General features: G+C 71.6%; 26 protein-coding genes. 7 read left to right on the plus strand and 19 right to left on the minus strand.

Annotation, left to right across the window (positions count from 1 at the left end; all coding sequences use genetic code 11):
* Positions 1-61: 61 nt before the first annotated feature.
* The 6 genes from ACH34Q_RS09045 to ACH34Q_RS09070 all read right to left on the minus strand — a co-directional run bounded on the left by ACH34Q_RS09045 (position 62) and on the right by ACH34Q_RS09070 (position 5,684).
* The gene (locus tag ACH34Q_RS09045) at positions 62-868 is read right to left on the minus strand and encodes a MetQ/NlpA family ABC transporter substrate-binding protein (protein WP_395982333.1); all 807 of its coding nucleotides are present in this window, start codon (positions 866-868) and stop codon (positions 62-64) included.
* Positions 869-928: 60 nt separating this feature from the next.
* A complete protein-coding gene (locus ACH34Q_RS09050; RefSeq protein ID WP_395982334.1) occupies positions 929-1,585 on the minus strand; it encodes a methionine ABC transporter permease in 657 nt (218 codons plus the stop codon).
* The gene (locus ACH34Q_RS09055; protein WP_395982335.1) at positions 1,582-2,646 is read right to left on the minus strand and encodes a methionine ABC transporter ATP-binding protein; all 1,065 of its coding nucleotides are present in this window, start codon (positions 2,644-2,646) and stop codon (positions 1,582-1,584) included. The genes ACH34Q_RS09050 and ACH34Q_RS09055 overlap by 4 nt, the downstream gene beginning before the upstream one ends.
* Before the next feature lie 361 nt (positions 2,647-3,007).
* The gene (locus ACH34Q_RS09060; RefSeq protein ID WP_395982336.1) at positions 3,008-3,844 is read right to left on the minus strand and encodes a hypothetical protein; all 837 of its coding nucleotides are present in this window, start codon (positions 3,842-3,844) and stop codon (positions 3,008-3,010) included.
* A complete protein-coding gene (locus ACH34Q_RS09065) occupies positions 3,841-4,488 on the minus strand; it encodes a response regulator (protein ID WP_395982337.1) in 648 nt (215 codons plus the stop codon). Before ACH34Q_RS09065 ends, ACH34Q_RS09060 begins: the two co-directional genes overlap by 4 nt.
* Positions 4,476-5,684, minus strand: coding sequence for a histidine kinase (locus tag ACH34Q_RS09070; protein WP_395982338.1), 1,209 nt, complete (start codon positions 5,682-5,684; stop codon positions 4,476-4,478). Before ACH34Q_RS09070 ends, ACH34Q_RS09065 begins: the two co-directional genes overlap by 13 nt.
* A gap of 155 nt (positions 5,685-5,839) precedes the next feature.
* On the opposite strand from ACH34Q_RS09070, the gene ACH34Q_RS09075 reads away from it, so the two are divergent.
* Both ACH34Q_RS09075 and ACH34Q_RS09080 read left to right on the plus strand, forming a co-directional pair.
* Positions 5,840-6,373 carry a hypothetical protein gene (locus ACH34Q_RS09075; protein WP_395982339.1) on the plus strand — a complete coding sequence of 178 codons (534 nt, stop codon included), beginning with the start codon at positions 5,840-5,842 and terminating at the stop codon, positions 6,371-6,373.
* A gap of 89 nt (positions 6,374-6,462) precedes the next feature.
* Positions 6,463-7,029 (plus strand): hypothetical protein, encoded by a 567-nt coding sequence (locus ACH34Q_RS09080; protein WP_395982340.1) that lies wholly within the window; start codon positions 6,463-6,465, stop codon positions 7,027-7,029.
* A 49-nt stretch (positions 7,030-7,078) separates the two neighbouring features.
* On the opposite strand, the gene ACH34Q_RS09085 is transcribed toward ACH34Q_RS09080, so the two are convergent.
* From ACH34Q_RS09085 to ACH34Q_RS09100, 4 genes are all read right to left on the minus strand, one after another.
* Positions 7,079-7,684, minus strand: coding sequence for a response regulator (locus tag ACH34Q_RS09085; RefSeq protein WP_395982341.1), 606 nt, complete (start codon positions 7,682-7,684; stop codon positions 7,079-7,081).
* Positions 7,681-8,913 carry a sensor histidine kinase gene (locus tag ACH34Q_RS09090; RefSeq protein ID WP_395982342.1) on the minus strand — a complete coding sequence of 411 codons (1,233 nt, stop codon included), beginning with the start codon at positions 8,911-8,913 and terminating at the stop codon, positions 7,681-7,683. Before ACH34Q_RS09090 ends, ACH34Q_RS09085 begins: the two co-directional genes overlap by 4 nt.
* A 172-nt stretch (positions 8,914-9,085) precedes the next feature.
* Complete coding sequence (locus tag ACH34Q_RS09095; RefSeq protein ID WP_395982343.1) at positions 9,086-9,745, minus strand: ATP-binding cassette domain-containing protein; 660 nt, start codon at positions 9,743-9,745, stop codon at positions 9,086-9,088.
* Between the two features lie 115 nt (positions 9,746-9,860).
* On the minus strand, positions 9,861-11,030 hold the full coding sequence (locus tag ACH34Q_RS09100) for a lactate 2-monooxygenase (RefSeq protein WP_395982344.1): 1,170 nt from the start codon (positions 11,028-11,030) through the stop codon (positions 9,861-9,863).
* A gap of 143 nt (positions 11,031-11,173) precedes the next feature.
* Between ACH34Q_RS09100 and ACH34Q_RS09105 the strand changes: the two genes are divergently transcribed.
* Positions 11,174-13,627: a DNA topoisomerase (ATP-hydrolyzing) subunit A gene (locus tag ACH34Q_RS09105; RefSeq protein WP_395982345.1), complete on the plus strand. Its 2,454-nt coding sequence runs from the start codon at positions 11,174-11,176 to the stop codon at positions 13,625-13,627.
* Between the two features lie 157 nt (positions 13,628-13,784).
* Here the strand turns inward: ACH34Q_RS09105 and ACH34Q_RS09110 are convergent, their stop codons facing one another.
* Positions 13,785-15,050, minus strand: coding sequence for a Fic family protein (locus ACH34Q_RS09110; RefSeq protein WP_395982346.1), 1,266 nt, complete (start codon positions 15,048-15,050; stop codon positions 13,785-13,787).
* 108 nt (positions 15,051-15,158) lie between these two features.
* The gene (locus tag ACH34Q_RS09115) at positions 15,159-15,530 is read right to left on the minus strand and encodes a nuclear transport factor 2 family protein (protein ID WP_395982347.1); all 372 of its coding nucleotides are present in this window, start codon (positions 15,528-15,530) and stop codon (positions 15,159-15,161) included.
* 97 nt (positions 15,531-15,627) lie between these two features.
* Between ACH34Q_RS09115 and ACH34Q_RS09120 the strand changes: the two genes are divergently transcribed.
* Complete coding sequence (locus tag ACH34Q_RS09120; protein WP_395982348.1) at positions 15,628-16,197, plus strand: thioredoxin family protein; 570 nt, start codon at positions 15,628-15,630, stop codon at positions 16,195-16,197.
* Positions 16,198-16,325: 128 nt separating this feature from the next.
* On the opposite strand, the gene ACH34Q_RS09125 is transcribed toward ACH34Q_RS09120, so the two are convergent.
* The gene (locus ACH34Q_RS09125) at positions 16,326-17,300 is read right to left on the minus strand and encodes an asparaginase (protein WP_395982349.1); all 975 of its coding nucleotides are present in this window, start codon (positions 17,298-17,300) and stop codon (positions 16,326-16,328) included.
* Positions 17,301-17,342: 42 nt separating this feature from the next.
* Positions 17,343-18,170: a 3-keto-5-aminohexanoate cleavage protein gene (locus ACH34Q_RS09130; RefSeq protein WP_395982350.1), complete on the minus strand. Its 828-nt coding sequence runs from the start codon at positions 18,168-18,170 to the stop codon at positions 17,343-17,345.
* 20 nt (positions 18,171-18,190) lie between these two features.
* Here ACH34Q_RS09130 and dtd point away from each other — a divergent pair, with 20 nt between their 5' ends.
* Positions 18,191-18,616, plus strand: a complete 426-nt coding sequence (dtd, locus tag ACH34Q_RS09135; protein ID WP_395982351.1) for a D-aminoacyl-tRNA deacylase — start codon at positions 18,191-18,193, stop codon at positions 18,614-18,616.
* 79 nt (positions 18,617-18,695) lie between these two features.
* Here dtd and ACH34Q_RS09140 read toward each other — a convergent pair whose 3' ends face one another.
* The 4 genes from ACH34Q_RS09140 to ACH34Q_RS09155 form a co-directional block, all read right to left on the minus strand.
* Entirely contained in the window at positions 18,696-19,373 is a 678-nt protein-coding gene (locus ACH34Q_RS09140; RefSeq protein ID WP_395982352.1) for a hypothetical protein, read from the minus strand.
* A 74-nt stretch (positions 19,374-19,447) separates the two neighbouring features.
* Positions 19,448-20,440 (minus strand): YgfZ/GcvT domain-containing protein, encoded by a 993-nt coding sequence (locus ACH34Q_RS09145; protein WP_395982353.1) that lies wholly within the window; start codon positions 20,438-20,440, stop codon positions 19,448-19,450.
* Positions 20,441-20,469: 29 nt separating this feature from the next.
* Positions 20,470-20,892 carry a Fur family transcriptional regulator gene (locus tag ACH34Q_RS09150; RefSeq protein ID WP_395982354.1) on the minus strand — a complete coding sequence of 141 codons (423 nt, stop codon included), beginning with the start codon at positions 20,890-20,892 and terminating at the stop codon, positions 20,470-20,472.
* 320 nt (positions 20,893-21,212) lie between these two features.
* On the minus strand, positions 21,213-21,698 hold the full coding sequence (locus tag ACH34Q_RS09155) for an FABP family protein (RefSeq protein WP_395982445.1): 486 nt from the start codon (positions 21,696-21,698) through the stop codon (positions 21,213-21,215).
* A gap of 263 nt (positions 21,699-21,961) precedes the next feature.
* Here ACH34Q_RS09155 and ACH34Q_RS09160 point away from each other — a divergent pair, with 263 nt between their 5' ends.
* Both ACH34Q_RS09160 and ACH34Q_RS09165 read left to right on the plus strand, forming a co-directional pair.
* Positions 21,962-22,324 carry a DsrE family protein gene (locus tag ACH34Q_RS09160; protein WP_395982355.1) on the plus strand — a complete coding sequence of 121 codons (363 nt, stop codon included), beginning with the start codon at positions 21,962-21,964 and terminating at the stop codon, positions 22,322-22,324.
* 69 nt (positions 22,325-22,393) lie between these two features.
* A complete protein-coding gene (locus ACH34Q_RS09165; RefSeq protein ID WP_395982356.1) occupies positions 22,394-23,416 on the plus strand; it encodes a TerC family protein in 1,023 nt (340 codons plus the stop codon).
* A 90-nt stretch (positions 23,417-23,506) separates the two neighbouring features.
* Here ACH34Q_RS09165 and ACH34Q_RS09170 read toward each other — a convergent pair whose 3' ends face one another.
* Positions 23,507-24,277, minus strand: coding sequence for a type 1 glutamine amidotransferase (locus ACH34Q_RS09170; protein WP_395982357.1), 771 nt, complete (start codon positions 24,275-24,277; stop codon positions 23,507-23,509).
* Positions 24,278-24,280: the final 3 nt, after the last annotated feature.

Raw genomic sequence — 24,280 nt, forward strand, 5'->3', positions numbered from 1 at the left:
GACAGTCCTCAGCCGTCCGGGACGTTCCGCGGAACGTCCCGGACGGCTGAGGGTCACGCGATCAGGCGGCGGGCAGGACCGAGCCCTTGTACTTGTCCTCGATGAACTTCTTGACCTCGGGACCGCCCAGCAGCTCGACGAGCTTCTTGACGTCGGCGTCGGTCTTGTCCTCGGCCTTGGTGACCAGCCCGTTGACGTACGGGTTGCTCTCGACCTTCTCGGCGGCCAGCGCGTCCTTGGCCGGGGTCAGGCCGCCCTCCAGGGCGTAGTTGCCGTTGATGACCGAGGCGTCGACGTCGGCGAGCTGGCGGGGCAGCGCGGCGGCGTCGGTGGGCAGGAACTTGATCGCCTTGGGGTTGCCGGCGACGTCCTTCTCGGTGGCCTCCTCGCCGGCGCCCGGCTTGAGGGTGACGACGCCGTTGTCGGCCAGCAGCTTCAGGGCGCGGGCCAGGTTGGACGGGTCGCTGGGCAGCGCGACCGTGGCGCCCTGGCGCAGGTCCTGCAGCTTGGTGACCTTCTTGGAGTAGACGCCGAGCGGCTCCAGGTGGACGCCCGCCACGAACTCCAGCTTCTGCCCGGTCTTCTGGTTGGACTCGGCCAGGTACGGGCGGTGCTGGAAGTAGTTGGCGTCGAGCTGGCCGTCGTTGAGGGCGGGGTTCAGCTGCTCGTAGTTGCTGAACTCCTCGATCTCCAGCTTGAGCCCGGCCTTGTCCGCCAGGTCCGTCTTGACGTAGGTGAGGATCTCGGCGTGCGGGACGGAGGTGGCGCCGACCTTGAGGGTGCCGGCGTCGTTGCCGGAACCGCCGCAGGCGGCCAGGCCGAACAGCAGCCCGGTGGACGCGATGGCGACAGTGATCTTGCGCAGCACGGCAGGTGCCTTTCTCGGTGAAGGTGAAGGGTGCAGGTGAGGGAATTCAGGAACGGGGCGTCACTTGTGCGTGAGGCGCCGTACGAACAGGTCGCCGACCAGCTGGATGAGGGCCACGAGGACCACCAGCAGCACCAGGATCGCCATCATCATCGTGGTCTCGAACCGCTGGTAGCCGTACCGGACGGCCAGGTCGCCCAGGCCGCCGCCGCCGACCGCGCCAGCGATGGCGGAGTAGCCGATCAGCGCGATGACGGTGACGGTCAGGCCCGCGATCAGTCCCGGCCGCGCCTCGCGCAGCAGGACCTTGCGGACCAGCTCCAGCCGGGACGCGCCGATGGCGCGGGCGGCCGCGACCGTGCCGGGGTCCACCTCGCGCAGCGCGGTCTCGACGAGCCGGGCGTAGAACGGGATCGCCGACACGGTCAGCGGGACGATCGCCGCCTGCGTCCCGATCGAGGTGCCGACCACCAGCCGGGTGAACGGGATGATCCCCATCATCAGGATGATGAACGGGATCGAACGGCCGATGTTGACCACCAGCCCGAGGGCGGCGCTGACCGGCCGCGAGGGCAGCAGGCCGTCCCGGTCGGTGACGACGAGCAACACGCCGATCAGGATCCCGCCGATGGCGGTGAACAGCGTCGACCAGACCGTCATCTGGACGGTCTCCAGGGTGCCCTCCTGGAGGAGTGGGAGCATCTCGTCCCAGGTCATGACAGGGCCTCCAGTCCAGTGCCCGTGGTGGCCGGCCCGGTGGGTGTGAGACCGGTGGCGGGCAACGCCGTGGCCGGAGTGTGCACCTCGACCGTGAGCCCCGCCTCGCGCAGGTGGGCGAGCTGGGCGGCGTTGATGTCGGGGTCGCCGGGCAGTTCGATCCGGAGCCGGCCGATCCGGGTACCGGCGATCTCCTCGACGGAGCCGCCGAGGATGTTGACGTCGATGGAGTAGGTACGGGCCAGCGAGGACACGAACGGGCGGTCCGCGCTGTCGCCCTCGAACGTGACGTCCACCACGGTCGAGTCTTCGGCGGACGGGCCGGTGTCCGGTAGCGGCAGCAGGTCGCGGGCCAGCTCGGAACCGGGACGCAGCAGCAGGTCGCGGACCGGGCCGGACTCCACCACGCGCCCCTCGCGCATGATCGCGGCCGAGTCGCAGATCCGCTTGACCACGTCCATCTCATGGGTGATCAGCAGGATCGTGAGGCCGAGCCGGCGGTTGAGGTCGCGCAGCAGACCCAGGATGGACGCGGTGGTCTCGGGGTCGAGCGCCGAGGTGGCCTCGTCCGACAGCAGCACCTTGGGGCGGCCGGCCAGCGCGCGGGCGATGCCGACGCGCTGCTTCTGGCCGCCGGACAGGTGTGCCGGGTAGACCGCCGCGTGCTCGGTCAGGCCGACCAGTTCCAGCAGCTCGGCGACCCGCCCTGCCCGCTCCTTGCGCGGGACGCCCATGACCTCCAGCGGGAACGCCACGTTGCCGGCGACCGTGCGGCTGGACAGCAGGCCGAAGTGCTGGTGGACCATGCCGATCCGCTGCCGGGCGGCGCGCAGCTCGCCGCCGTTCAGCGCCAGCAGGTCCTGGCCGTCGACGACGATCCGGCCCTCGTCGGGACGGTCGAGCAGGTTGACGCAGCGCAGCAGGGTGCTCTTGCCGGCGCCGCTGCGGCCGAGGACGCCGTACACCTCGCCCTCGCGGACGGACAGGTCGACGCCGTCGACGGCGGTCACCTCGCGGCCGCGGCTGCGGTAGACCTTCCGGAGCTTGTTGATCTGAATCACAGGGAATCATCCGTGCGGGCATGCGGGCGGGCCGGAACGGCCGGCGACCCGGGTGGTCAGGGCGGTCGGGACGAGCGGCGCGCGGTCAGGAGCGGCCGGGCGGGAACGGCGCGTGGCCCAGCCGGTGGCGTTCGAAGATCATGTGTGGCTGCCAGGGTCGGCGGTGACTCGCTTCGGGGCGCGAGGCTCTCGAATCAGGGGCCCTCAGCGCTCACACATTCGCCGGCCGCGCGCACGGCACACCATGGCCTGCGCATGGCGCGGGCGGTGGCACGTGGGGTGGCGGCGTACGGCGGTCATGTCATCAGTAAACCCGGCCCATGCAGATGACGCAAATCTCGGGCGCGCGGGTGCCCCCGGCTCACCCGTTCTCCGGGTAACCGATGCTGACCTGCCCGGATCCGGTCTTGGCCACGATGTCGCGGGGCGAGGAGCGATCGTTCAGCGCGGGATCGACCCGTACCGCGCCCCATCCCGCCTCGATGCCCACCCGGTAGTACGAGCCCCTCGGCACGGTCACCCGTACCGAACCCGACCCGGCCGACACCTTCACGCGCTGGGGCGGCGACGCGAAGCCGAACTCCAGCCGCCCCGAGCCCACATCGGCCTCCACCAAGGGGGAGGTGAGGCCCGTTCCGCTGATCTGGCCCGAGGACGACCGCGCCCAGATCCGCCCGCGCACGTCGGCCAGGTCGACGGCACCCGAGCCGGCCTCCAGCCGGAGGTCTCCGGTGATCCCGCGCACACTGACGTGGCCCGACCCCGTCTGCACCCGTACGCGCACCTCGGGAGGGACCTGGACGTCGATGTTCGCCCCGCACTCCAGGTCGCGGTACACCCACCGGCCCCCGTCGCAGGAGAACCGGATCAGCAGCAGCTCGCCGGCCCAGATCTTCTCGACCTTCGGCTTGCTCAGCGCCCAGGTGAGCCGGCTGACCACTCTCGTCTCCTGCGCCGCTCTCGTCTCCTGCGCAGTGCCAGGCCGCGCCGTCCCGGGGCCGACGGTCACCCGGGCGCCGCCCCCGTCGATCTCCACGTCGGTGATCGGGCGGCGGTAGGTGTCCGTCGCCGTGGCCGTCCGCCTGATCGCCATCCCCCACACCCACAGCGCGGCAGGAAGCACCACGACCACGGCGGTCCCGATCGCCAGCGCCACCCAGACGCCGCGCCGCCGCGGCCCCGTCCCCGGACCGGTCACGCATCACCGCCCAGGAACCGCAGCACCGCCAGCACCCGGCGATGGTCGCCTTCGGCATGGGGCAGGTCGAGCTTGGCGAAGATCCCGTTGATGTGCTTGGCGACCGCGCTCTCGCTGATCACCAGCGCGGCCGCGACGCCCGCGTTGGAACGGCCCTCGGCCATCAGCCCCAGCACGTCCCGCTCGCGCGGGGTGAGCCGGTCGAGCGGGTCGCTCTGGCGGCGCAGCAGCAGCTGGGCGACCACGTCCGGGTCCAGCGCCGTACCGCCGCCGGCCACCCGGCGCAGGGCGTCCAGGAACGTCGACACGTCCGCGATCCGGTCCTTGAGCAGGTAGCCGACCCCGCTGGTGTTGGTGGACAGCAGGTCGGTCGCGTACCGCTCCTCCACGTACTGCGACAGCAGCAGCAGTGCCACCTCCGGCCACTGGCGCCTGATCACCAGCGCCGCCCGGACGCCCTCGTCGGTGAAGGCCGGCGGCATCCGCACGTCCACGATCGCCGCGTCCGGCCGGTGCTCCTCGACGGCCGCCAGCAGCGCGTCCGCGTCGCCCACCGCGGCCACGACCTCGAATCCGGCGGTCTCCAGCAGCTTGATCAGCCCGGCCCGCAGCAGCACCGAGTCCTCGGCGATCACAATGCGCACGGCAGCTCCACGGTCACGGTGGTCGGTCCCCCGGCGGGACTGACGATCCGGAACGTACCGTCCACGGACCGGACCCGGCGGCCCAGCCCGGTCAGGCCCGAGCCCCGGGACGGATCGGCGCCGCCCGCCCCGTCGTCGGCCACGCTCAGGAACAGCAGGTCGCCGCGCCGCTCGACGTCGATCTCGACCTTGGACGCCCGAGCGTGCCTGACCACGTTGGTGAGGGCCTCGGAGACCACGAAGTAGGCGACCGCCTCGACCGTGGACGAGGCCCGTTCCGGGACGTCGACCCGCAGCCGTACCGGCAGCGGCACCCGCGCCGCGATGCCCGACAGCGCCGCGTCCAGGCCGCGGTCCTCCAGGACGGCGGGATGCAGGCCGCGGATCAGCGCGCGCATCTCGGCCATCGCCTCCTTGGCCTCCTCGTGCGCCTCGACGATCACCTGCATGGCCTCGTCCGGGACGCCCTTCAGCGTCTCGCGGGCCAGCCCGAGGTTCATCGCGAGCGAGACCAGCCGCTGCTGGGCGCCGTCGTGCAGGTCGCGCTCGATCCGGCGGCGCTCGATGTCGGCGGCGTCGACCACCCCGGCGCGCTTCTCGGCCAGGTCCTCGACCCGGCGTTCCAGCTCCTTGGCCCGGTCCGGGCCGAGCAGGGCCGCGACGGCCCGGGTGTCCAGCCGCCGTACGGTCAGCGCGAGCCAGGGCGCGGCGGCCAGCAGCGCCAGCCCGAGCAGTGTGAGGGGGACCGCCTGGAACGGGTCGACCGCCGGCAGCGCCCACGCGTACGCCAGGATCCCGGCCAGCCCGGCCCCGCCCGTCCAGGCGGCGATCACCAGCAGCGCTCCGAAGGCCAGCGCCGGACCCGCGACCAGGTGGTAGACCAGCGGCCGCCACATCGCCTGTACGGCCCGTTCCGTCGGCGCCGGTACGTGCAGGCCGAGCATCGCCCAGCACCGTTCGCGCTGCGCCGACGCCAGCGGACGGGTCAGCATGAGGACGGCCGCCAGCGGGACGAGGGAGGCCAGCAGGAGCGCCGGCGGGGCATCCGGCTCCCAGATCAGCCAAGGCAGACCGATGATCGTCCAGGCCCCGAACTGCAGCGGTACGCCGGAGGCGGCGAACACGGTGTCCCGCCATGCCGCCGCCGACCACGGAGCGTGCACGCGGGCACGCCGCAGCAGGGAGACCGATGCCATGCACGAACCGTATGGCCCGGCTCGCGGCGCCGCCATCCGGCGTTCTCCAGTACCGGGGTGTACCTGGTACCACCCTCGAACCGGACTTCCGCGCTACTGACGGTGACGGCGCGCTCCGCAAGGCTGGTCGGACACCCTTACCGAGGAGATCTCCGATGGCCGTCACCGCGACCAGACCCCGCCCTGATCGCCGCCCGCTCTCCCGCCCGCCGTCCCCTCCCGGCCGGCCCGGTCGCCGCCCGCTCCGCGCCCGGGCCGCGGCGGGACGTACGCGCTGGACGGCCTGGGGCCTGATGGCCGGCGGCGCCGCGCTGATCCCCTGGATGGGCGTGCTCGCGGTCCGGCTTCCGGACACGGCCCAGGTATCGAACTGGGCGCTGGCCTGGGTCGGGCTGGACGCGGTGATCGCCGCCGGGCTGGTCGCCACCGGGACGCTTCTGATCAGGGGTGATAACCGTCACACGCTGACCGCCGCGGCCACCGGAGCGCTCCTGGTCATGGACGCCTGGTTCGACGTGACGACCGCCGGCGAGTCCGGCCGGGCGGGCGCCATCGCCCTCGCCGCAGGGGCGGAGCTTCCGGCCGCCGCGCTCTGCGCCGTCCTCGCCGTCCGCGGCCTGGCCCACCAGGAGTCCCATCCTGACAACGAGCGTGGTGACAGGGAGTACAAAGAGACGGATGAAACATAGTGACCCAGACCTTTAGAGTGAATCCGACGTAGGGCCTTCTCTGCGGGGAGGGCCCTTCCCCCTGTCTGCTCGATCCGAGGTCCCCGTAGATGAACGACAACGAGGTGCACGCGGAATGCCTGCGCGTGCTGCAGGACGGACTGCCCGAGTCCGCTCCGGCCGGTTTCGACGACGGCATGGAGTTCCTGCCGCTCGGCCTCGATGTCGACGGTGACATCGCCGTTGTCACGTTCCTGAGGTATCAGAGCCCCATCCCGCGGAACGTTCCGCCGTTCATCGAGGGCTGGACGTACCACCGCCGCGACGGCGAGTGGATGGAGCTGGGCGGCGGTGGCGGCAGCGCCCCCGACGAGCCCCTGGCCCGCCGTTCCGCCGCCGATCTGGGCGCCCACCTCCAGCGGTACGGGGCGGGCCGTACCGTCCGCAACGCCAACCGCCTGCTGCCCTGGGGCGCCAAGTGGGTCAGCCAGGTCCGGCTGCGCGTGGCCGCCGAGGTCACCCACCTGCGGGTCGGCAAGCGCGTGCTCCCGGTGCCCGACCACGGCCACACCGCCGTCGTCTGGGGCGCCCGCCGGGCCCCGGCGATCGAGGCCCTGGACGCCGACGGCGCCGTTCTGGAGACGCTCAGCCTCGACCAGGCCCTCGCCCGCGCCTGACCCTGCTCACCGGACTCACCGGAGGCTCGGCGTCACCGGAGGCGGGGCGTCACAGCCAGCCGAGATCGCGGGCCGCGCGAACGGCGGCGTGCCGGTTCTCGGCGCCGAGCTTGGTGACCGCGGCCGACAGATAGTTGCGCACCGTGCCCTCCGACAGCCCCAGCGAGCGGGCGATGCGCGCCACCGGGACGCCGTCGGCGGCGGCCCGCAGCGTGTCGAGCTCGCGCGGCGTCAGCGGGCACTCCTCGGCGGCCAGCGCGTCGGCGGCCAGTTGCGGGTCGATGTAGCGGGCCCCTGCGGCGACCTGCCGGATGACCTCGGCCAGGCGCCGGCCGGGCGCGTCCTTGCCGAGGAAGCCGCGCACGCCCGCGGCCATCGCGCGGCGCAGGTTGCCGGGCCGGCCGTGCGCGGTCACGATCACCAGCCGGCAGCCGGGCAGCTCGCCCGACAGCCGTTCGGCGGCGGCCAGCCCGTCCAGGCCGGGCATGTCGATGTCCAGGACCGCCACGTCCGGCTTGAGCCGCAGCGCGCGCTCGACGGCCTCGTCGCCGCGGCCGACGTCCGCCACCACCTCGATGCCGTCCTCGGTCTCCAGCAGCAGGACCAGCGCCTCCCGGATGAGCAGGTGGTCGTCGGCCAGCAGGACCCGGATCATTCCGCTCCCTCGTTCCCCACCACGGGCCCCACCACGGGCTCCCTCACGGGTTCCCTCACCACGGGTTCCCTCACCACGGGCGCCGGCGCGGCGGCCGGGACGACCGGGACGGCCGCGGCCAGCCGGAACGTGCCGTCGCCGACCGGCCCCGCGGTGAACTCCCCGTTCGCGGCGGCGATCCGCTCGGCCAGCCCCGCCAGCCCGCTGCCGGCCGGCCCGGCGGACCCGGATGACACCGACCGGCGGCCCGCGCCGTCGTTGGCGATCTCCAGCCAGACCTGGACGCCGTCCGTCCAGACCGTGATCAGGCACCAGGTCGCGCCGCTGTGCCGCAGCACGTTGGTCGCGGCCTCCCTGGCGGCCCACCCGAGCGGCTCGTGGACGTGCGGGGGCAGGTCGGGAGAGATCTCCGGTGGCTCGCACTTGATGCCCGCCGCACGCAGGACGGCCGACATGCCCTCCAGTTCGGTACGGAGGGAGGTCGCCCGGTAGCCGCGGACCACTTCGCGGACGTCCTGCACGGACTCCCGGGCCATTCGCTGGATCTCGACCAACTCCTTACGGACGCGCTCCTGGTCCCGGTCCACGAACCGTTCGGCGACCTCGGCGCGTAGGGCGACCGCCTGCAGGCTATGGCCGAGCACATCATGGAGGTCGCGGGCGAAGCGCAGCCGCTCCTCCCCCACGGCGGAACGGGCCAGCTCGGCACGCGCCTCGCGCAGTTCCTGGACGACGTGGAAGAACCACACGGTCACATAGCCGGAGAACGCCGCGACCGGTATCCCGAACGCCTGGTACGGGATGTTGAGCGCAGGCAGGCCCAGCATCAGCCCATAGGCGGGGGTCAGGACCGTCACCGCCGCCGTGACCGCGATGGCCTCGCGCAGCGGAAGCACCACGGCGATGAGCCCCGCCGGTACGACAAGGGCGTTCCCCCAGCCGAACTCTGCTCCCATCAACGCCGGCAGCAACCAGCAGACGGCGGTAATGGTCGCCAGCCCCAGACGGTGTGCCGGGACGGTACGGCGCATCAGGTTGAGCCACAGCAGCCGTGAGTAGAGGGCGAAGACCACCGTCACGCACAGCAGCCCCAGCAGGACCCGGCCCAGGTCCTGCCGCTCGAACAGCTCGTACCAGAGCGCGGGCAGCAGGAGCCCCGCCAGCGTGACCAGCGTCAGCCCCACGATGGTCAGGGCGATGCGGGTCGGCCTCGGGATACTGGGCTGCACGTGCCTGCCTGCCTCCGCCTCGGCGCTCTGGGGTCGCGGAAGGACCCCAGAGTACGCATACGCCTTGATACGGACGAAGGCTCGGCCCAGGATCACGCCGGCGGTGTCAGGCACGACAAGAATCCGGCCGCCCAGCGTTCAGACAGCCCAGTGGTTCGGGCGACACGGTGGTTCAGGCCGCCCGGTGCGCCGGGACGGAGGCTCTGGTCGCCGCGAGGCGTCCCTCCTCCAGCACCACGATCCGGTCCGCGTACCGCGCCTCGTGCGGGTGGCGCGTGGCCAGCAGGATCGTGACGCCGTCCCCGGCCAGTCTCCTCAGCACCGACCAGACCTGCCGGGCGGCCACGTCGTCCAGGCCCGCCGACGGCTCGTCCAGGAAGAGAACGTCAGACCCCCTGACCAGCGCGAGCGCGAGGTCGAGCATGCGCTGCCCGCAGGGGGACAGCCGCTCGAAGAGCACGTCCTCGAAATCGCCGAGACCCGTCAGGCGCAGGGCGTCGTCCCGCGACAGCGGATCGACCGTCCAGCGCCGCCAGGTGTCCACCACTTCCGCGACGGTCAGGCCGGGGAACAGCCCGCCTTCCCGCCAGACGATGCCCGTGCGCAGCTCCGCCCGGTCCTGGTACGGGTCGGCCCCGCGCACCCGCACCTCGCCGGAGGTCGGCCGCCGGATCCCCGAGGCGAGCTCCAGCAGCGTCGTCTTGCCCGAACCGACCGGGCCGAGCAGCGCGCAGATCTCGCGGTCGCCGACCTCGAACGAGGCGTCGCGCACGGCGTACCGCTCCCCGAACCGGACCCCTGCCCCGCGCATCTCGATCACGTTCACGCCCATGTCTCCACTCTCGCGCCGTGCGGCGAGAGCCTGCAGTCACGGGCGTCAGGAGTGCGCCGGGAGTTTCGCGGGGCCGGCCCATGACATCCGTCATGGGCCGGCGTTCGAGCGGCCCTCAGTGGGCGGGAACGAGGATCTCCGGGGTGAGCTCGTCCGGGGTCTTGTGCCCCGACAGCGTCATCGTCAGCTCCAGCTCGGCCTGCAGGCAGCGCAGCACGTGCCGTACACCGGCCTCGCCGCCGAGGGCGAGCCCGTAGGCGTACGGCCGCGCGACCAGCACCGCCTTCGCGCCGAGCGCGAGCGCCTTGGCGACGTCGGAACCGGTACGGATACCGCTGTCGAACAGCACCGTGGCCTGGTCGCCCACGGCCTTGGCGACCGCCGGCAGCGCGTCCAGGGAGGCGATGGCGCCGTCCACCTGCCGGCCGCCGTGGTTGGAGACGATCACGCCGTCCATCCCCGCGTCGACGGCCTGCCGGGCGTCGTCGGGATGCTGGATGCCCTTGAGCGCGATCGGGCCGTCCCAGTGCTCGCGCAGGAACACCAGATCGTCCCAGGTCAGCGTGGGATTGCCGAAATTGGCCACCCAGTGCAGGATCGCCATGTCACGGTTGGCGTCGGTGACCGGCCCGCCCACCGCCTTCTGGAACACCGGGTCGCTGAAGTAGTTGGCCGTACCGATCCCGCGCAGGAACGGCAGGTACGCCTGGTCGAGGTCGCGGGGCCGCCAGGCCATCGTGAACGTGTCGAGCGTGACCACCAGCGCCGTGTAGCCCGCCGCCTTGGCCCGCTGCAGGAAACTGATCGCGAGGTCGCGGTCCTTGGGCCAGTACAGCTGGTACCAGCGCTTGCCGTCCGCGCCGTTGGCCTCCGCCACGTCCTCCATGGCGAACGAGGCGGCCGTGCTCAGCACCATCGGCACCCCGCACGCGGCGGCGGCGCGGGCCACCGCCAGCTCGCCCTCCGGGTGGAAGATCGACTGGACGCCGATCGGGGCGAGCAGCACCGGCGCCGGCAGCGCCGTCCCCAGCACCTCCACCGACAGGTCCCGGTGGCCCACGTCGCGCAGCATCCGGGGCACGATCCGCAGGCGCTCGAACGCCGCCCGGTTGGCCCGCGCGGTGGACTCGCTGCCCGCCGAGCCCGCCACGTACCCGAACGCCCGGGCCGACAGGCGCGCCTCAGCGAGGGCCTCCAGCTTGGTCAGGTCGGTCGGCAGCTCGGGCAGGACGTCGCCCAGCCCCTTCAGGTAGATCTCGTTCTGGAAGTCGGCCAGCGGGCTCATCTGAACCTCCTCGCGTGGATCCGCACGCCACCGCCGCCGGTGCGACCGGAACGACGCCGCGGACCTATCGGAAAGGCGTCTTTCGGCGCGCCGGATGCGGGTCCGGTGCGAATCTGTCTCAGGGACCCGCCACAATGTCCCACATGGCACGACGCGGATCCCAGGCCCCTCCCCTGCCGGACTTCGAAGAGAACATCATCGATGTGGATGTCTCCGAGGAGATGCGCGGCAGCTTTCTCGAGTACGCGTACTCGGTCATCTACCAGCGAGCACTGCCCGACGCGCGCGACGGCATGAAGCCCGTGCAGCGCCGGATCCTGTACTCGATGAACGAGATGGGGCTGCGCCCCGACCGCGGGCACGTCAAGTGCGCCCGCGTGGTCGGCGACGTGATGGGCAAGCTGCATCCGCACGGCGACAGCGCGATCTACGACGCGATGGTCCGGCTGGCCCAGCGCTGGGCGATGCGGATGCCGCTGGTCGACGGGCACGGCAACTTCGGCTCGCTCGGCGGCGACGACCTGCCCGCCGCGATGCGGTACACCGAGGCCCGGCTGAGCCGCGACGCGATGCTGCTGGTCGGCTCGATCGACGAGGACACCGTCGACTTCCGGCCCAACTACGACGGCCAGGAGCAGGAGCCCGAGGTCCTGCCCGCCGCGTTCCCCAACCTGCTGGTCAACGGCGCGTCCGGGATCGCGGTCGGGATGGCGACCAACATGGCGCCGCACAACCTCGGCGAGGTGATCGCCGCCGCCCGGCACCTGATCGACAACCCCGACGCCGGGCTCGACGAGCTGATGCGGTTCGTCCCCGGGCCCGACCTGCCCACCGGCGGCCGGATCGTGGGCCTGGACGGCATCAGGGACGCCTACGAGCGCGGCCGCGGCACGTTCCGTACCCGCGCCACCGTGCACATCGAGGACGTCTCGGCCCGCCGCAAGGGCATCGTGGTGACCGAACTGCCGTACGCGGTCGGCCCCGAGCGGGTCAAGGCCAAGATCAAGGAACTGGTCAACAACAAGAAGATCAACGGGATCTCCGACCTGAAGGACCTCACCGACCGCAACGTCGGCCTCCGGCTGGTCATCGAGGTCAAGAACGGCTTCAACCCCGAGGGCGTGCTGGCCGAGCTCTACCGGCTGACCCCGATGGAGGAGTCGTTCGGGATCAACAACGTCGCGCTGGTCGACGGCCAGCCGCGCACGCTGGGCCTGCGCGAGCTGCTCCAGGTCTACATCGACCACCGCCTGGACGTCGTGCGGCGCCGTTCGGCGCACCGCCGCAAGAAGCGCGAGGACCGCCTCCACCTGGTCGAGGGCATCCTGATCGCGCTGCTCAACATCGACGAGGTCATCCGCGTCATCCGGGAGAGCGACGACGCGGCCCAGGCCAAGCAGCGGCTGATCGAGATCTACGAGCTGTCGGAGGTCCAGGCCCAGTACATCCTGGACACCCCGCTGCGCCGGCTGACCCGCTTCGACAAGCTGGAGCTGGAGAAGGAGCGCGACCAGCTGACCAAGGAGATCGCCAAGCTGACCGCGATCCTGGAGTCCGAGCGCAAGCTGCGCAACCTGGTCTCCAAGGAGCTGGGCGAGGTCGCCGCCGAGTACTCCACCCCGCGCCGCACCGTGCTGCTGGAGTCCTCGGGGCAGACGGCCACCGCCGCCGTCCCGCTGGAGGTCGAGGACACGCCCTGCCTGGTGCTGCTGTCCTCGTCCGGCCTGATGGCCCGCACGCACGGCGCCGAGCCGCTGGCCGACGAGGGCGCCCGCGCCAACCACGACGTGCTCGTGTCGGTCGTCCGGGCCAGCGCCCGCGCCCAGATCGGCGCGGTCACCTCGGCCGGCCGGATGATCCGGGTGGAGGTCATCGACCTGCCGACGCTGCCGCCCTCGAACTCACCGCCGTCGCTGGCCGGCGGCGCCCCCGTCACCGAGTACGTCCAGCTCGAACCCGACGAGAAGATCGTCGGCCTGGGCTCGATGGACGGCTCGCTGGCCCTGGGCACCGAGCAGGGCGTGGTCAAGCGCGTCGTGCCCGACTACCCGCCCAACCGCGACGAGTTCGAGGTGATCGGCCTCAAGGAGGGCGACCGCGTCCTCGGCGCCGCCACCGTCTCCGAGGACGACGACCTGGTCTTCATCACCAGCGACACGCAGCTGCTGCACTTCAGCGCGTCCAACGTCCGTCCGCAGGGCCGCGCCGCCGGCGGCATGGCCGGCATCAAGCTCGCCGCCGACGCCAAGGTCATCTGGTTCGGCACGCTCGACCCGTCCCGCGAGTCCCGCGTGGTGACGATCTCCGGCTCGTCCTCGGCCCTGCCCGGCACCCAGACCGGTTCGATCAAGGTCTCCGACTACGCCGAGTTCCCCGCCAAGGGCCGGGCCACCGGCGGCGTACGCTCGCACCGCTTCCTCAAGGGCGAGGACACCCTGATCATGGCCTGGGCCGGCCCGGCCCCGGTCAAGGCGGCCACCACCACCGGCAAGCCCCTCGATGTCCCCGCCGAGCTGGGCCGCCGAGACGGCTCAGGCGAGAAACTCCCGGCCGCCCTCCCGGCCCTGGGCGGCCCCCTGGCCGCTGTGTCTCCATAGTCCCGGCCCAGGCGCTCGCCTAGCGGCTCACACCTGACCGAGCCTTGTGCGGGCGCTGCATCGCTTCGCGATCTGCCCGGTGAGACTCGCCTCCGGCGTCGTCTCACCGGGCAGGTAACGCGCTCGCGTGATTGCCGAGGCTGTCGTTCAGTCGGGCTTATGCTCGGTACGGAACGGGACGCGCAGGTGGCGCTTGCCGGGTATCTCCGACAGGGCTGGCCAGAGCACGCTCGAATCCGGTGAGGGCTTGCACGAGTTCTGGAACCTCGAACGCCCGGTTGCGCCGGCCGACGGTGGTCTGCTTCAACACCTGGGCCTCGACGAGCCGGCCGATGGCGTCGTTGGCTCGCTGCACCGAGCGGCCGATGAGCTCGGCGGCGGTCGCGACGGTCAGCACCGGCGCGGACGGCAGCGCCCGGAGCAGGAGATCCACCGACGAGTCGGCCCGCACCCGGCCCAGCCGCCCGCGCCACGCGGTCTCGAGCTCATCGAGCTCCGCACGGAACCGTTCGGTATCGGTGCACGCTCTCGCGGTGTCGGCGGCGAACCGATCGATCCAGAGTCCCATGGCCTCCTGCGCGCCCGGAGAGCCGGCGGGGCCTTCGTAGCGGGAGCCGGTGAGCCCGGCGATGTAGGCGTCGGCGTGCGAGGCGAGGATCAGGCTGAGGGGCGGCACGAACCGCGGAGCGAGACCGCGCCTGCGCAAGATCAGATGGATGAGCGCCCGGCCCGTACGGCCGTTGCCGTCGGCGAACGGGTGCACGGTCTCGAACTGGGCGTGGGCGAGCGCCGCCTGAACCAGGACGGGATGGTCATCGCCCGACACGTAGGCGCACAGGTCGTCCAGTAGGTCCGGGACCATGTCCGGCGGTGGCGGCACGAACTCGGCCGTACAGGGCGTCACTCCGCCACCGCCGACCCAGTTCTGCTCGGTACGGATCACGCCGCCCCACCGCTCGTCGCGGGTTCCGGCGAGCAGCCGCCGGTGGAGCTCGGTGATGTCGCCCACGGTCACGTCGCCGCCATCGGCGAGGCTCAGGGCCGACTCCATGGCGCGAACGTTGCCGAGGACGGCGCGCGCCGTATCGTCATAACCGCCGAGCCCGGCCTTCTCCGCGACATCGGCCTTGGCCAGCCGGCGCACGTTGATCTGCAGGCCCTCGATGAACGAGCTCGCCACCGCCTCGGCGCGCAGCAGCAGGCGTGCGAGCGCCTCCAGGCCGACCAGCGTGTGCTCGTCCGCGTTCAGCGCGACGACCTGGCGCTCCACATCCGCGATGTCCGCCGACCGTTCGGCCGTCAGCATCAGCGGCCGGCCCACGAGGGCGTCGGGAACGTAGACCCGGTAGCCGCCGGACCGTCGCTCGGCGCGAGTAACACCATTGGGCGTGCCGGGCCACAAGGCGTCCACGTACTCGGCCATAAGCGTTCCGCCCTCCGGTCCGTATGAACGCTTAAACTCTAACCGTTCACATGGACTCCGGGAATCACCACCTCACGCCGTGTCGGACCCGACCGCCGGGGCTCCGAGTCAGCTCTGCTCGACGTCATCGGGACCCCAGTGGGCGCGCATGGCGACGATCTTGCCGTCCTCGTTGAACGTCATCACGTCGATGACCCGGATGCGCAGGCCCATCTCGGGGACCTCGACCGTGAAGGCCATGGCCGCGGCGTTGCCGTGCGAGCCGCGGATCGGGGCCTCCAGGACGAGCTTGCTGCCCGCGCCGACCGCGTTGGTGTAGAACTCCTCGATCGCGGCCCGGCCCGAGATGGGCGGGTTGCCGACCGGGTCCTCGACCACGGCGTCATCGGCGAACAGCGCCGCGACGGCGGCGGCGTCGCCGGCCGCGAAGCCGTCGATGTAGGCCTGCAGTGCCTGCTTCATCTGGTCCTGTGTCGGCATGTCCGACCGCCTTTCGTGTCGAGGTGAGATTAGCAAGCGAACGCTTGGTCAGAGACCTGAGGAGAGTCCGCGCGGAGGGCCGGGCGACAATGGGGCCATGGCGATCGCATCGTTCATGGTCCCCCTCGGTACCCCCGCTCCCGACTTCGCGCTCCCGTCGGCCGACGGCCGTACGGTGGTGGCGCTCCAGGACTTCTCCGGCGCCTCCGCGCTGCTGGTGGTGTTCCTGTCCAACCACTGCCCGTACGTGCGCCGGATCGAGAACGGCATCGGCGCGGCGACGGCCGAGTACGCGGCCGGCGGGCTGGCTGCCGTCGGTATTTGCAGCAACGACGTGGCCAACTACCCCGACGACGGCGTCCCGCACCTGCGGGAGCAGGCGGAACGGGCCGGATTCGGCTTCCCGTACCTGATCGACGGCACGCAGGAGGTCGCCCGCGCCTACAAGGCCGCCTGCACGCCCGACTTCTTCCTGTACGACGCCGGACGCCGGCTGGCCTACCGCGGCGAGTTCGACGGGGCCCGGCCGAGGAACGACGTCCCGTCCGACGGCGCCACCCTGCGCTCGGCCCTCGATCACGTCCTGGCCGGCAAGCCCGTCCCCGAGCCGCACGCCCCGAGCCTGGGCTGCGGCATCAAGTGGAAGCCGGGCGACGAACCAGGGTGATGAGGCCCTCCAGCGCAGTGATCACACTCCATCGCCCCGCCCCCCTCCCGTTGACTCGTGGCGTGTTCGCCTCTGGCGATGTCGTTTGAGGCGAACACGCCACGAGTCAACATCTCGGGCAGGCGAGGTCAGAAGACTCCTGGCGCTGGACGGATCGCGCCCACCTGCTGCTCGCCGCCGTACAGCGGAACGGTCGACAGCTCCTCAAGGACCGCCTGGTCCGTACCCTCGACCGTGCCGCCGCCCAGTGCGCGCAGCAGCGCCACCGTGACCGGTGTACGGGCCCGCATCGCCCCGTCGTCGATCTTCACGACCCCGGCCCGCCCGTCGGCCAGCGCGAACGCGTCCACGCCCTCGGCACCGCACTTGACCAGCAGCCCCGGCACCGCGTCCATCAGCCGGCACTCCTCGCGCCGCGTACCGGACGTCCAGTGCGGATGGGCGCGCATCGCGTCGGCGATCCGGCGCTCCGGGCTGCCGGGCGCGGCCAGCACCAGGGCACGGAACGCGCGCGCCACCCCGGTCACCGACACGGCGAACAGCGGCGCGCCACAACCGTCCACGCCGACCGTGACGGCCCGCTCGCCACTGAGGTCCTCCACGGCGGTACGGACGGCCGCCTGCAGCGGATGATCGACGTCCAGATAGGACTCGGTCGGCCAGCCGGCGGCCACGCAGGTGGCGAGCATGGCCGCGTGCTTGCCGGAGCAGTTCATCCGCAGCCGTGACTTGCCGCTCCCGCCGCGCGCCGCCTCCATCGCGACCGCCCGGTCCAGCGGCCACTGCGGCGGGCAGCGCAGCGCCTCGGCGGACAGCCCCGCCCCGGCGAGGATCTTCTCCGCGCCCTCCACATGGAAGTCCTCGCCCGAGTGGCTGCCCGCGGCCAGCGCCAGCGGCTGATCGTCCAGGTCGAGGCCGGACCGGAGCATCGCGACCGCCTGCAGCGGCTTGTTCGCCGAACGCGGGAAGATCGGCTCCTCGGGCGCCCCGAGCCGTACCGCGACCGCGCCGCCGGCGTCCAGACCGGCCGCGCAGCCGCGGTGCCGCGACTCCACGAAGCCCGAGCGCTCCACTTCCACCAGGACCGGATTGATCTCCACCATGCCCTCATCCTCCCCGGTCACACGGTGTCGATCCGCACCGGGTCAGCGCCGCTTGACGCCGAGGAGCCCGCGCGCCTCCGCCGCGGGCATCGGCGGGCGCTGGGCGAGCCCGGCGAGCGCGGCGGCCCGTTCGACCAGCTCCGCGTTCGCGACCACCGGACGGCCCTTCGCGTACGTGATCGTGTCCTCCATGCCGACCCGCAGATGCCCGCCCGCCGACAGCGCCGCGAGCATCACCGGCAGCGACGTCCGGCCCACGCCCGTGGCCGACCAGGTCGCGCCCTCAGGCAGCGCGTCGACCGCCGCGACCAGCGTCCTGGCGTCCCCCGGCATCCCGCCCGGAACGCCCATCACCAGGTCGCAGTGAACATGGCCGCCGTACGGGGCGCCGTGCTTGTCCAGCAGCCGGTGCAGCGCCGCGACCTGCCCGAGGTCGAACAGCTCGAACTCCGGAACGATCTCCAGCTGCTGCGTGCGCCGGTACAGCTCCACCATGAACGGCCACGGGTTCATGAAGACGTCGTCGCCGAAATTGACCGTCCCGCAGGTCAGCGAGCACCCGTCCGGCTCGGCGTCCAGGACCCGCAGCCGGTCCTCGTACGGATCGGTGACCGCGCCTCCCGTCGACAGCTGGACGATCAGGCCCGTCGCCTCCCGCAGCGCGACGACCGTGTCCCGCAGCCTGACCGGATCCAGTGTCGGTCTCGCGTCCCCGTCCCGGATGTGCACATGGACGACCGCTGCTCCCGCGGCCTCGCATTCCTTGGCCGTCCGGACGAGCTCGTCCAGCGTGACGGGCAAGGCCGGCACATCGGCCTTGGCGGACTCGGCGCCTGTCGGCGCCACCGTGATGAGCGTCGTTGCTCCCATGCCAGGCAGAATGCATGGTCATGCGTGCCGTAGTCCAGAGGGTGAGCGAGGCGAGCGTGACCGTCGAGGGTCGCGTCGCGGGGTCGATCGAGGGTCCGGGCCTGCTGGTCCTGGTGGGGGTGACGCACGACGACACGCCCGTACAGGCGCGCAGGCTCGCCGCCAAGCTGTGGGGGCTGCGCATCCTGCAGGACGAGAAGTCCTGCTCGGACCTGAACGCGCCACTACTGGTGATCAGCCAGTTCACGCTGTACGGCGACGCCCGCAAGGGCCGCCGCCCGACCTGGATCGCGGCGGCGCCGGGACCGGTCGCCGAACCGCTGGTGGACGCCGTCGTGGCCGAACTGCGCGCGCTGGGCGCCAAGGTGGAGACCGGGATCTTCGGCGCCGACATGAAGGTCGCCCTGGTCAACGACGGCCCGATCACCCTGACCCTGGAGATCTGAACCGGGGGATCCGCCCATGGGGGTCTGCCCTTGGGGATCCGCCCTGACCGATCTGGTCCTGGAGCCCTGGCGGCCGGGCTCAGCTGTAGCCGTAGATCATCCCGGCGATCGTCACCAGCGTCCCGGCGGCGGCGAGCAGGATCATCGTCCGGTCGATCTGCGACAGCCGCCCCCGTACCGCCGGGGAGACCACGATCTGGCCGGTCTCCCGCTCGGAACCGGGCTCGGCCGGGCGGCGGAACGGATCGTTCATGCCGATCACCCGCCAGAGCCCGCCGTTCTTGACCCGCTGGTGCTCGACCCGGCAGGCGAACAGGCGTCCCCGTACGGGCTCGCGGCACGAGTAGCCCTGCCGGGTCATCACCCGGCAGATCGTCGGGACCAGGAGGAACTGGTAGAGGCACCACAGCAGCAGCCCGAGCAGCGCCAGCCGCCAGGACCGCTGCCACCAGGCCGCCCCGGCCCAGACCGCGAAGACCGCCCACCACACCAGCGCCGACTCGCGGCGCGGACGCCGCCGCCGCGCCGCCCCGCCCTTCCGCGGCGCTCGCGCGCTCCCCGGAAACCGAGGACGCGGCACCCCGGACGGCTCCCTCGGCTCGGCCGGACGCGGGACCTCGGCCGGACGCGGCTGCTCGTCCGGCCCTGCCGGCTCGGTCGCGCCGGGTGCGTCCTCGTCCGGGCGCGGCGACCCGGCCGGGCCGGGCGGTTCCTCGGCCGGGCGGGGCGGTTCCTCGTTCCCCGGGCTGATGACCATCGGGCGGGACCCACCTTTCTCACCCGAGCGGCAGCGCACTTTCCAGTGTCGATTTTGCCCGTGCCCCAGGCGCTTTACGTGCGATTCGCCGCTTGTCGCCGAAACTCGATCTTGGCGTTGGAGCCGGTCTCCGGTGACACCACGACCTCCTGGGCCGCCGCGACCCCGCCCGCCTGCAGTGTGACGTCCACCGGGACGTTCCGCTTCACCAGCGCCAACGCGACCGGCCCCAGCTCATGGTGACGAGCAGCCGTCCCCACGAAGCCGACCTGCTTACCACCGGGAATCTCGACGGGGTCGCCGTGCAGGGGCAGGCGGTCCGCGCTGCCGTCCAGGTGCAGGAAGACCAGGCGGCGCGGCGGGCGTCCCAGGTTGTGCACCCGGGCGACGGTCTCCTGGCCCCGGTAGCAGCCCTTCTGCAGATGCACCGCGTCCTCGATCCAGCCCATCTCGTGCGGGATCGAGCGGTGGTCGGTGTCCAGCCCGAAGCGCGGCCGGTGGGCGGCGATCCGCAACGCCTCGTACGCCCACAGCCCGGCCGGACGCAGCCCGTCCACCAGCCCTGGCAGGGCGTCGCGCTCGACGATCTGGGCCGTACCGGCGACATCGGGGAACACCGGGGTCCCGGCAGGCGCCTCGCGCGGCGTCGTCACCACGGCGTGGGTCTCGCTGAGATCCTCGACCTCGACCCGCAGCATGAAGCGCATCTTGTCCAGGAACGCGACCAGATCGGGCGCCGTGCCCACCTCCACATGCGCCCAGGTGGCCTCGCCGTCGTCCACCAGGTGCAGATGGTGCTCGACATGGCCCTTGGGGCTCAGCAGCAGTGCCTCCGTGGCCTCGCCCGGCGCCAGCCGTTCCAGATGCTGGCTCAGCAGGCTGTGCAGCCACTTCAGGCGGTCGGGCCCGGACACCCGGACGACACCCCGGTTGCTCCGGTCGACGAACGCCGTACCGGCTTCGAGCGCGCGCTGTTCCTGCGACGGCTCACCGTAGTGCGCGGCGATTTCCTGATCGGGCGCGTCCGCGGGGACGGCCCCATGCGTCTGCAACAGCGGGCTCTTCATACGCCCACACTATGCGGCGCGAGCGCGGCCTATCCCCCTGCGGTCCGGCAGTCCTTGCAGCGCCCGAACACGGTCAGGTGGTGCACATCGGTCTCGAACCCGAACGTGCTCTCCAGCCGCTCGGCCAGGCCGGCGGCGGCCTCCGGATCCACGTCGTTCACCGTGCCGCATCCCCGGCACACCAGATGGATGTGGTCGGCGTCGGTGGCCAGATGGTAGTTGGGCGGGCCGTGCCCCAGATGGACGTGCTTCACCAGCCCGAGCTCCTCCAGGAGCTCGAGCGTGCGGTAGATCGTGGAGATGTTCACACCCTGCGCGGTGCGCTGCACCTGCGTGCAGATCTCCTCCGGAGTCCCGTGCTCAAGGTCGGTCACGGCCTCCAGCACCAGCTGGCGCTGCGGGGTGACCCGGTATCCCTTGGCCCGCAGCTCCTCCTGCCACGTCTCGGACATGCCCCGAGTGTATGTGCCCGGCGTCACGAACGAGATCACGGAAAACACGCTTGCCACGATCGCGGCGGCTCGCATAGTTTGCGAGGACGCGCGAAAGGAGGTGGTCCAAGATAATTAATTATTCTGGGACTCGCGAGGTGGCTGTCCGCTAGTCGCCGTTCCGCCTCGGAACCGTCCCCCTCGGGGGCCGGCGTGGCCGGTCGGTGACCGGCACTACCAGGCAGTTACCCGGTCCCCGGACCGATGGATCAGTCCTGTCCATCTCCCGCCACCCGGCGGGGAGGTCCGGGGATCGTTCATGTCCGGGCCCTTCTCCGCCTCTACGCCACCTTCTTGAGCTGCGCCGACAGGTGCGACTGGAGCTCCTGGCCCACCGCCGCCATGTCGTACGCCCAGCCCAGGTCCTCGCCGATCAGCCCGTACAGCCGCTTGCCGCCGGTGACCTCCTTGGCGCTGTCGGTCCGCGCGATCACATCGGTGACCAGCTCGACCCGGTTGAACGCCACGTTCCCCAGGTAGATCTCCACGATCCCGGTCGGATGGGCCAGCGTGACCTCGACCTGATGGTCGGGACGCGGCCGCCAGTACCCGGTCTCGGTCGCCAGCGGGCGGCCCAGCGCGCCGTCCTCCTCGATCAGCCAGGTCCGGCTGGCGTAGATCAGGAACGGCTTGCCGATATGGCTGAACGAGATTTCCTGCCCGAAGTTGAACCCCTCGATCGTGGGGTAGCCGCCGACACCGGCGCCCTCCCACGTACCGAGCAGGAACGTCAGCGGTTCGAGATCGGGATGCAGCTCAAGCTCCATGGACATGACAACCGAGCGTAGCGGCGCCGCGGCCGCGGCGGGACATCATGGCCGTCCCGCTCATCTGAGCCGGGACAGCTTCACCACCAGCAGGACCGCGCCCACCACGATCAGAGCGAAGACCAGGACCAGCACGCCCGCGTTCACCATTCCGCCCACGGTGCCCGATCCTATGCCCGCCCCGCGGGCCGTACCCCGGGCCGCGCCGCCGACCCGCCGGGCCGTACCGCCCGGCCCGGCCGGCCTCGGGTTACGCTGCCGGTATGGCGAGAGCTCTGGTGATCAAGGCGACGGCGGGCGCGGACGTTCCCGAGCGGTGCAACCAGGCCTTCACGGTCGCGGCGGCGGCCGTGGCCAGCGGGCTGGCGGTGTCGCTGTGGCTGACCGGCGAGTCGGCCTGGTACGCGCTGCCCGGCCGCGCCAAGGAGTTCGACCTGGCGCACGCCACCCCGCTGGACGACCTGCTCGCGGTGGTCCTGGCGGCCGGCACGGTGACGGTCTGCACGCAGTGCGCGGCCCGCCGCGAGATCGGCCCCGACGACGTGATCCCCGGCGTCCGGATCGCCGGGGCGCCCACCTTCGTCGAGGAGATCAGCGCCGACGGCGTCCAGGCCCTCGTGTACTGAGGGCCCTGGGATCCGAATGATCTCCACTCCAGCGGACATAAGCAGGGGCGTGCGGAGGGAGTGAGCGGCTTGATCGATATCCCCGTGTGGTTCTGGGTGGCGACGATCGTCCTGGTCGTCGGGTTGTTCGTGTTCGACCTGCTGGTGGCCGTGCGGCGGCCGCACGCGGTCGGGCTGCGTGAGGCCACGTTCTGGTCGGTGTTCTACATCACGGTGGCGATCCTGTTCGGCCTCGCCGTGTGGGGATTCCTCGGCGGTACGGCCGGTACGGAGTACTTCGCCGGCTGGATAGTCGAGAAGAGTCTCTCGGTCGACAACCTGTTCGTCTTCGTCATCATCATGGCCAAGTTCACGGTCCCGGACGAGTACCAGCAGAAGGTGCTGCTGTTCGGGATCGCGGCCGCGCTGGTACTGCGGTCGATCTTCATCGCCGTCGGGGCGGCGGCGATCTCGCTGTTCTCGTTCACGTTCCTGCTGTTCGGGCTGATCCTGATCTGGACCGCCGTCCAGCTGATCCGGCACCGCAACGAGGAACCCGACGTCGAGGACAACTTCCTGGTCCGGCGGGCCCGCAAGATCATGCCGGTGACCGACGACTATCACGGCGGCCGGATGCTGGCGCACGAGGACGGGCAGCGCGTGATGACGCCGCTGCTGCTGGTCTTCGTCGCGATCGGCAGCACCGACCTGCTGTTCGCGCTCGACTCGATCCCGGCCGTGTTCGGCGTGACCAAGGACCCGTTCCTGGTCTTCGCCGCCAACGCGTTCGCGCTGCTCGGGCTGCGCGCGCTGTACTTCCTCATCGAGGGCCTGCTGGAACGGCTGGTCTACCTGTCGATCGGCCTGTCGCTCATCCTGGCCTTCATCGGCGTCAAGCTGATCCTGCAGTTCCTGCACGAGGACGTCAACGAGTCGATCCCGCACATCGCGACGCCGGTCTCGCTGGTCGTGATCCTGGTGATCCTCGTCGCGACCACGATCGCCAGCCTGCTGCGTGTACGGGTGCACCCGGAGGAGAAGGCGCACGCCGGGGCGCTGCGGGCGAGCAAGTCCAAGAAGCAGCAGGACGAGGAACGCAGCTCCTCGTCCTGATCCCGGAAGTCCTCGTCCCGAAAGCCGGATCCTGGACGGCCGGATCCCGACCGGCCGGATCCTGGACGGCCTGGATCCGGACCGATCGGCTCAGGAGGGCAGGACGGCCTTCAGGCGCTCCTCGCGCAGCCGTCCGGCCCAGGAGTCGTCGATGGGCTGGAGCTCCTGCCCCACGGCCCAGCGCAGCAGCAGGTCGGCCAGGCCCGGATTGCGGACCAGGGCCGGGCCGTGCATGTACGTACCGAGCACGTGACCCCGGTAGGCGCCCTCGAAGCCGTTCCCGTCGCCGTTGCCGACGCCCGCGACCACCCTGGCGAGCGGCTGGACGCTCGGGCCCAGCCGGGTGACGCCCTGGTGGTTCTCGAAGCCGGTGATCCGGGGGACGTTCAGCTCGGCCGAGACATCGCCCACGATCTCGCCGACCGCGCGAGTGTCGCCGCGGCCGCTGCGGATGTCGAGCAGGCCCAGCCCCGCGACGGGCTGCCCCTCCTCGCCGCCGAACTCATGGCCGAGCAGCTGGTAGCCGGCGCAGACCGCGAACACCACGGCGCCGCGCCCGGCCGCCTCCAGCAGGCCGCCGTCGCGGCTCAGCCGCTGGGCCGCCAGGATCTGCGGCCGGTCCTCGCCGCCGCCGAGCAGGAAGATGTCGCCGTCGGCCGGCACCCGCTCGTCGGACCGGACATGGACGGTCTCGGTCGGGATGCCGCGCAGCGCCGCCCGGCGCTCCAGGACGATCGTGTTGCCCTGGTCGCCGTACGTGCTGAGCAGGTCCGGGTAGATCCAGACGATCTTGATACTGCTAGACGACACGGCTGTACCTCGTTTGGACGACTCGGCTGGAAGGCGGTGTGGCCTGGCCATACT

Source organism: Actinomadura sp. 9N407, assembly GCF_044326315.1.
Classification (GTDB): Bacteria; Actinomycetota; Actinomycetes; order Streptosporangiales; family Streptosporangiaceae; genus Spirillospora.

Bases quoted from the DNA above. Each gene is read 5' to 3' on its own strand.
- ACH34Q_RS09145 (WP_395982353.1), bottom strand. From the start codon at position 20,440: ATGAAGAGCCCGCTGTTGCAGACGCATGGGGCCGTCCCCGCGGACGCG.
- ACH34Q_RS09070 (WP_395982338.1), bottom strand. From the start codon at position 5,684: ATGGCATCGGTCTCCCTGCTGCGGCGTGCCCGCGTGCACGCTCCGTGG.
- ACH34Q_RS09050 (WP_395982334.1), bottom strand. From the start codon at position 1,585: ATGACCTGGGACGAGATGCTCCCACTCCTCCAGGAGGGCACCCTGGAG.
- ACH34Q_RS09100 (WP_395982344.1), bottom strand. From the start codon at position 11,030: ATGAGCCCGCTGGCCGACTTCCAGAACGAGATCTACCTGAAGGGGCTG.
- ACH34Q_RS09170 (WP_395982357.1), bottom strand. From the start codon at position 24,277: ATGGCCAGGCCACACCGCCTTCCAGCCGAGTCGTCCAAACGAGGTACA.
- ACH34Q_RS09110 (WP_395982346.1), bottom strand. From the start codon at position 15,050: ATGGCCGAGTACGTGGACGCCTTGTGGCCCGGCACGCCCAATGGTGTT.
- ACH34Q_RS09115 (WP_395982347.1), bottom strand. From the start codon at position 15,530: ATGCCGACACAGGACCAGATGAAGCAGGCACTGCAGGCCTACATCGAC.
- ACH34Q_RS09160 (WP_395982355.1), top strand. From the start codon at position 21,962: ATGGCGAGAGCTCTGGTGATCAAGGCGACGGCGGGCGCGGACGTTCCC.
- ACH34Q_RS09150 (WP_395982354.1), bottom strand. From the start codon at position 20,892: ATGTCCGAGACGTGGCAGGAGGAGCTGCGGGCCAAGGGATACCGGGTC.
- ACH34Q_RS09095 (WP_395982343.1), bottom strand. From the start codon at position 9,745: ATGGGCGTGAACGTGATCGAGATGCGCGGGGCAGGGGTCCGGTTCGGG.
- ACH34Q_RS09085 (WP_395982341.1), bottom strand. From the start codon at position 7,684: ATGATCCGGGTCCTGCTGGCCGACGACCACCTGCTCATCCGGGAGGCG.
- dtd (WP_395982351.1), top strand. From the start codon at position 18,191: ATGCGTGCCGTAGTCCAGAGGGTGAGCGAGGCGAGCGTGACCGTCGAG.
- ACH34Q_RS09105 (WP_395982345.1), top strand. From the start codon at position 11,174: ATGGCACGACGCGGATCCCAGGCCCCTCCCCTGCCGGACTTCGAAGAG.
- ACH34Q_RS09075 (WP_395982339.1), top strand. From the start codon at position 5,840: ATGGCCGTCACCGCGACCAGACCCCGCCCTGATCGCCGCCCGCTCTCC.
- ACH34Q_RS09125 (WP_395982349.1), bottom strand. From the start codon at position 17,300: ATGGTGGAGATCAATCCGGTCCTGGTGGAAGTGGAGCGCTCGGGCTTC.
- ACH34Q_RS09080 (WP_395982340.1), top strand. From the start codon at position 6,463: ATGAACGACAACGAGGTGCACGCGGAATGCCTGCGCGTGCTGCAGGAC.
- ACH34Q_RS09140 (WP_395982352.1), bottom strand. From the start codon at position 19,373: ATGGTCATCAGCCCGGGGAACGAGGAACCGCCCCGCCCGGCCGAGGAA.
- ACH34Q_RS09120 (WP_395982348.1), top strand. From the start codon at position 15,628: ATGGCGATCGCATCGTTCATGGTCCCCCTCGGTACCCCCGCTCCCGAC.
- ACH34Q_RS09155 (WP_395982445.1), bottom strand. From the start codon at position 21,698: ATGGAGCTTGAGCTGCATCCCGATCTCGAACCGCTGACGTTCCTGCTC.
- ACH34Q_RS09130 (WP_395982350.1), bottom strand. From the start codon at position 18,170: ATGGGAGCAACGACGCTCATCACGGTGGCGCCGACAGGCGCCGAGTCC.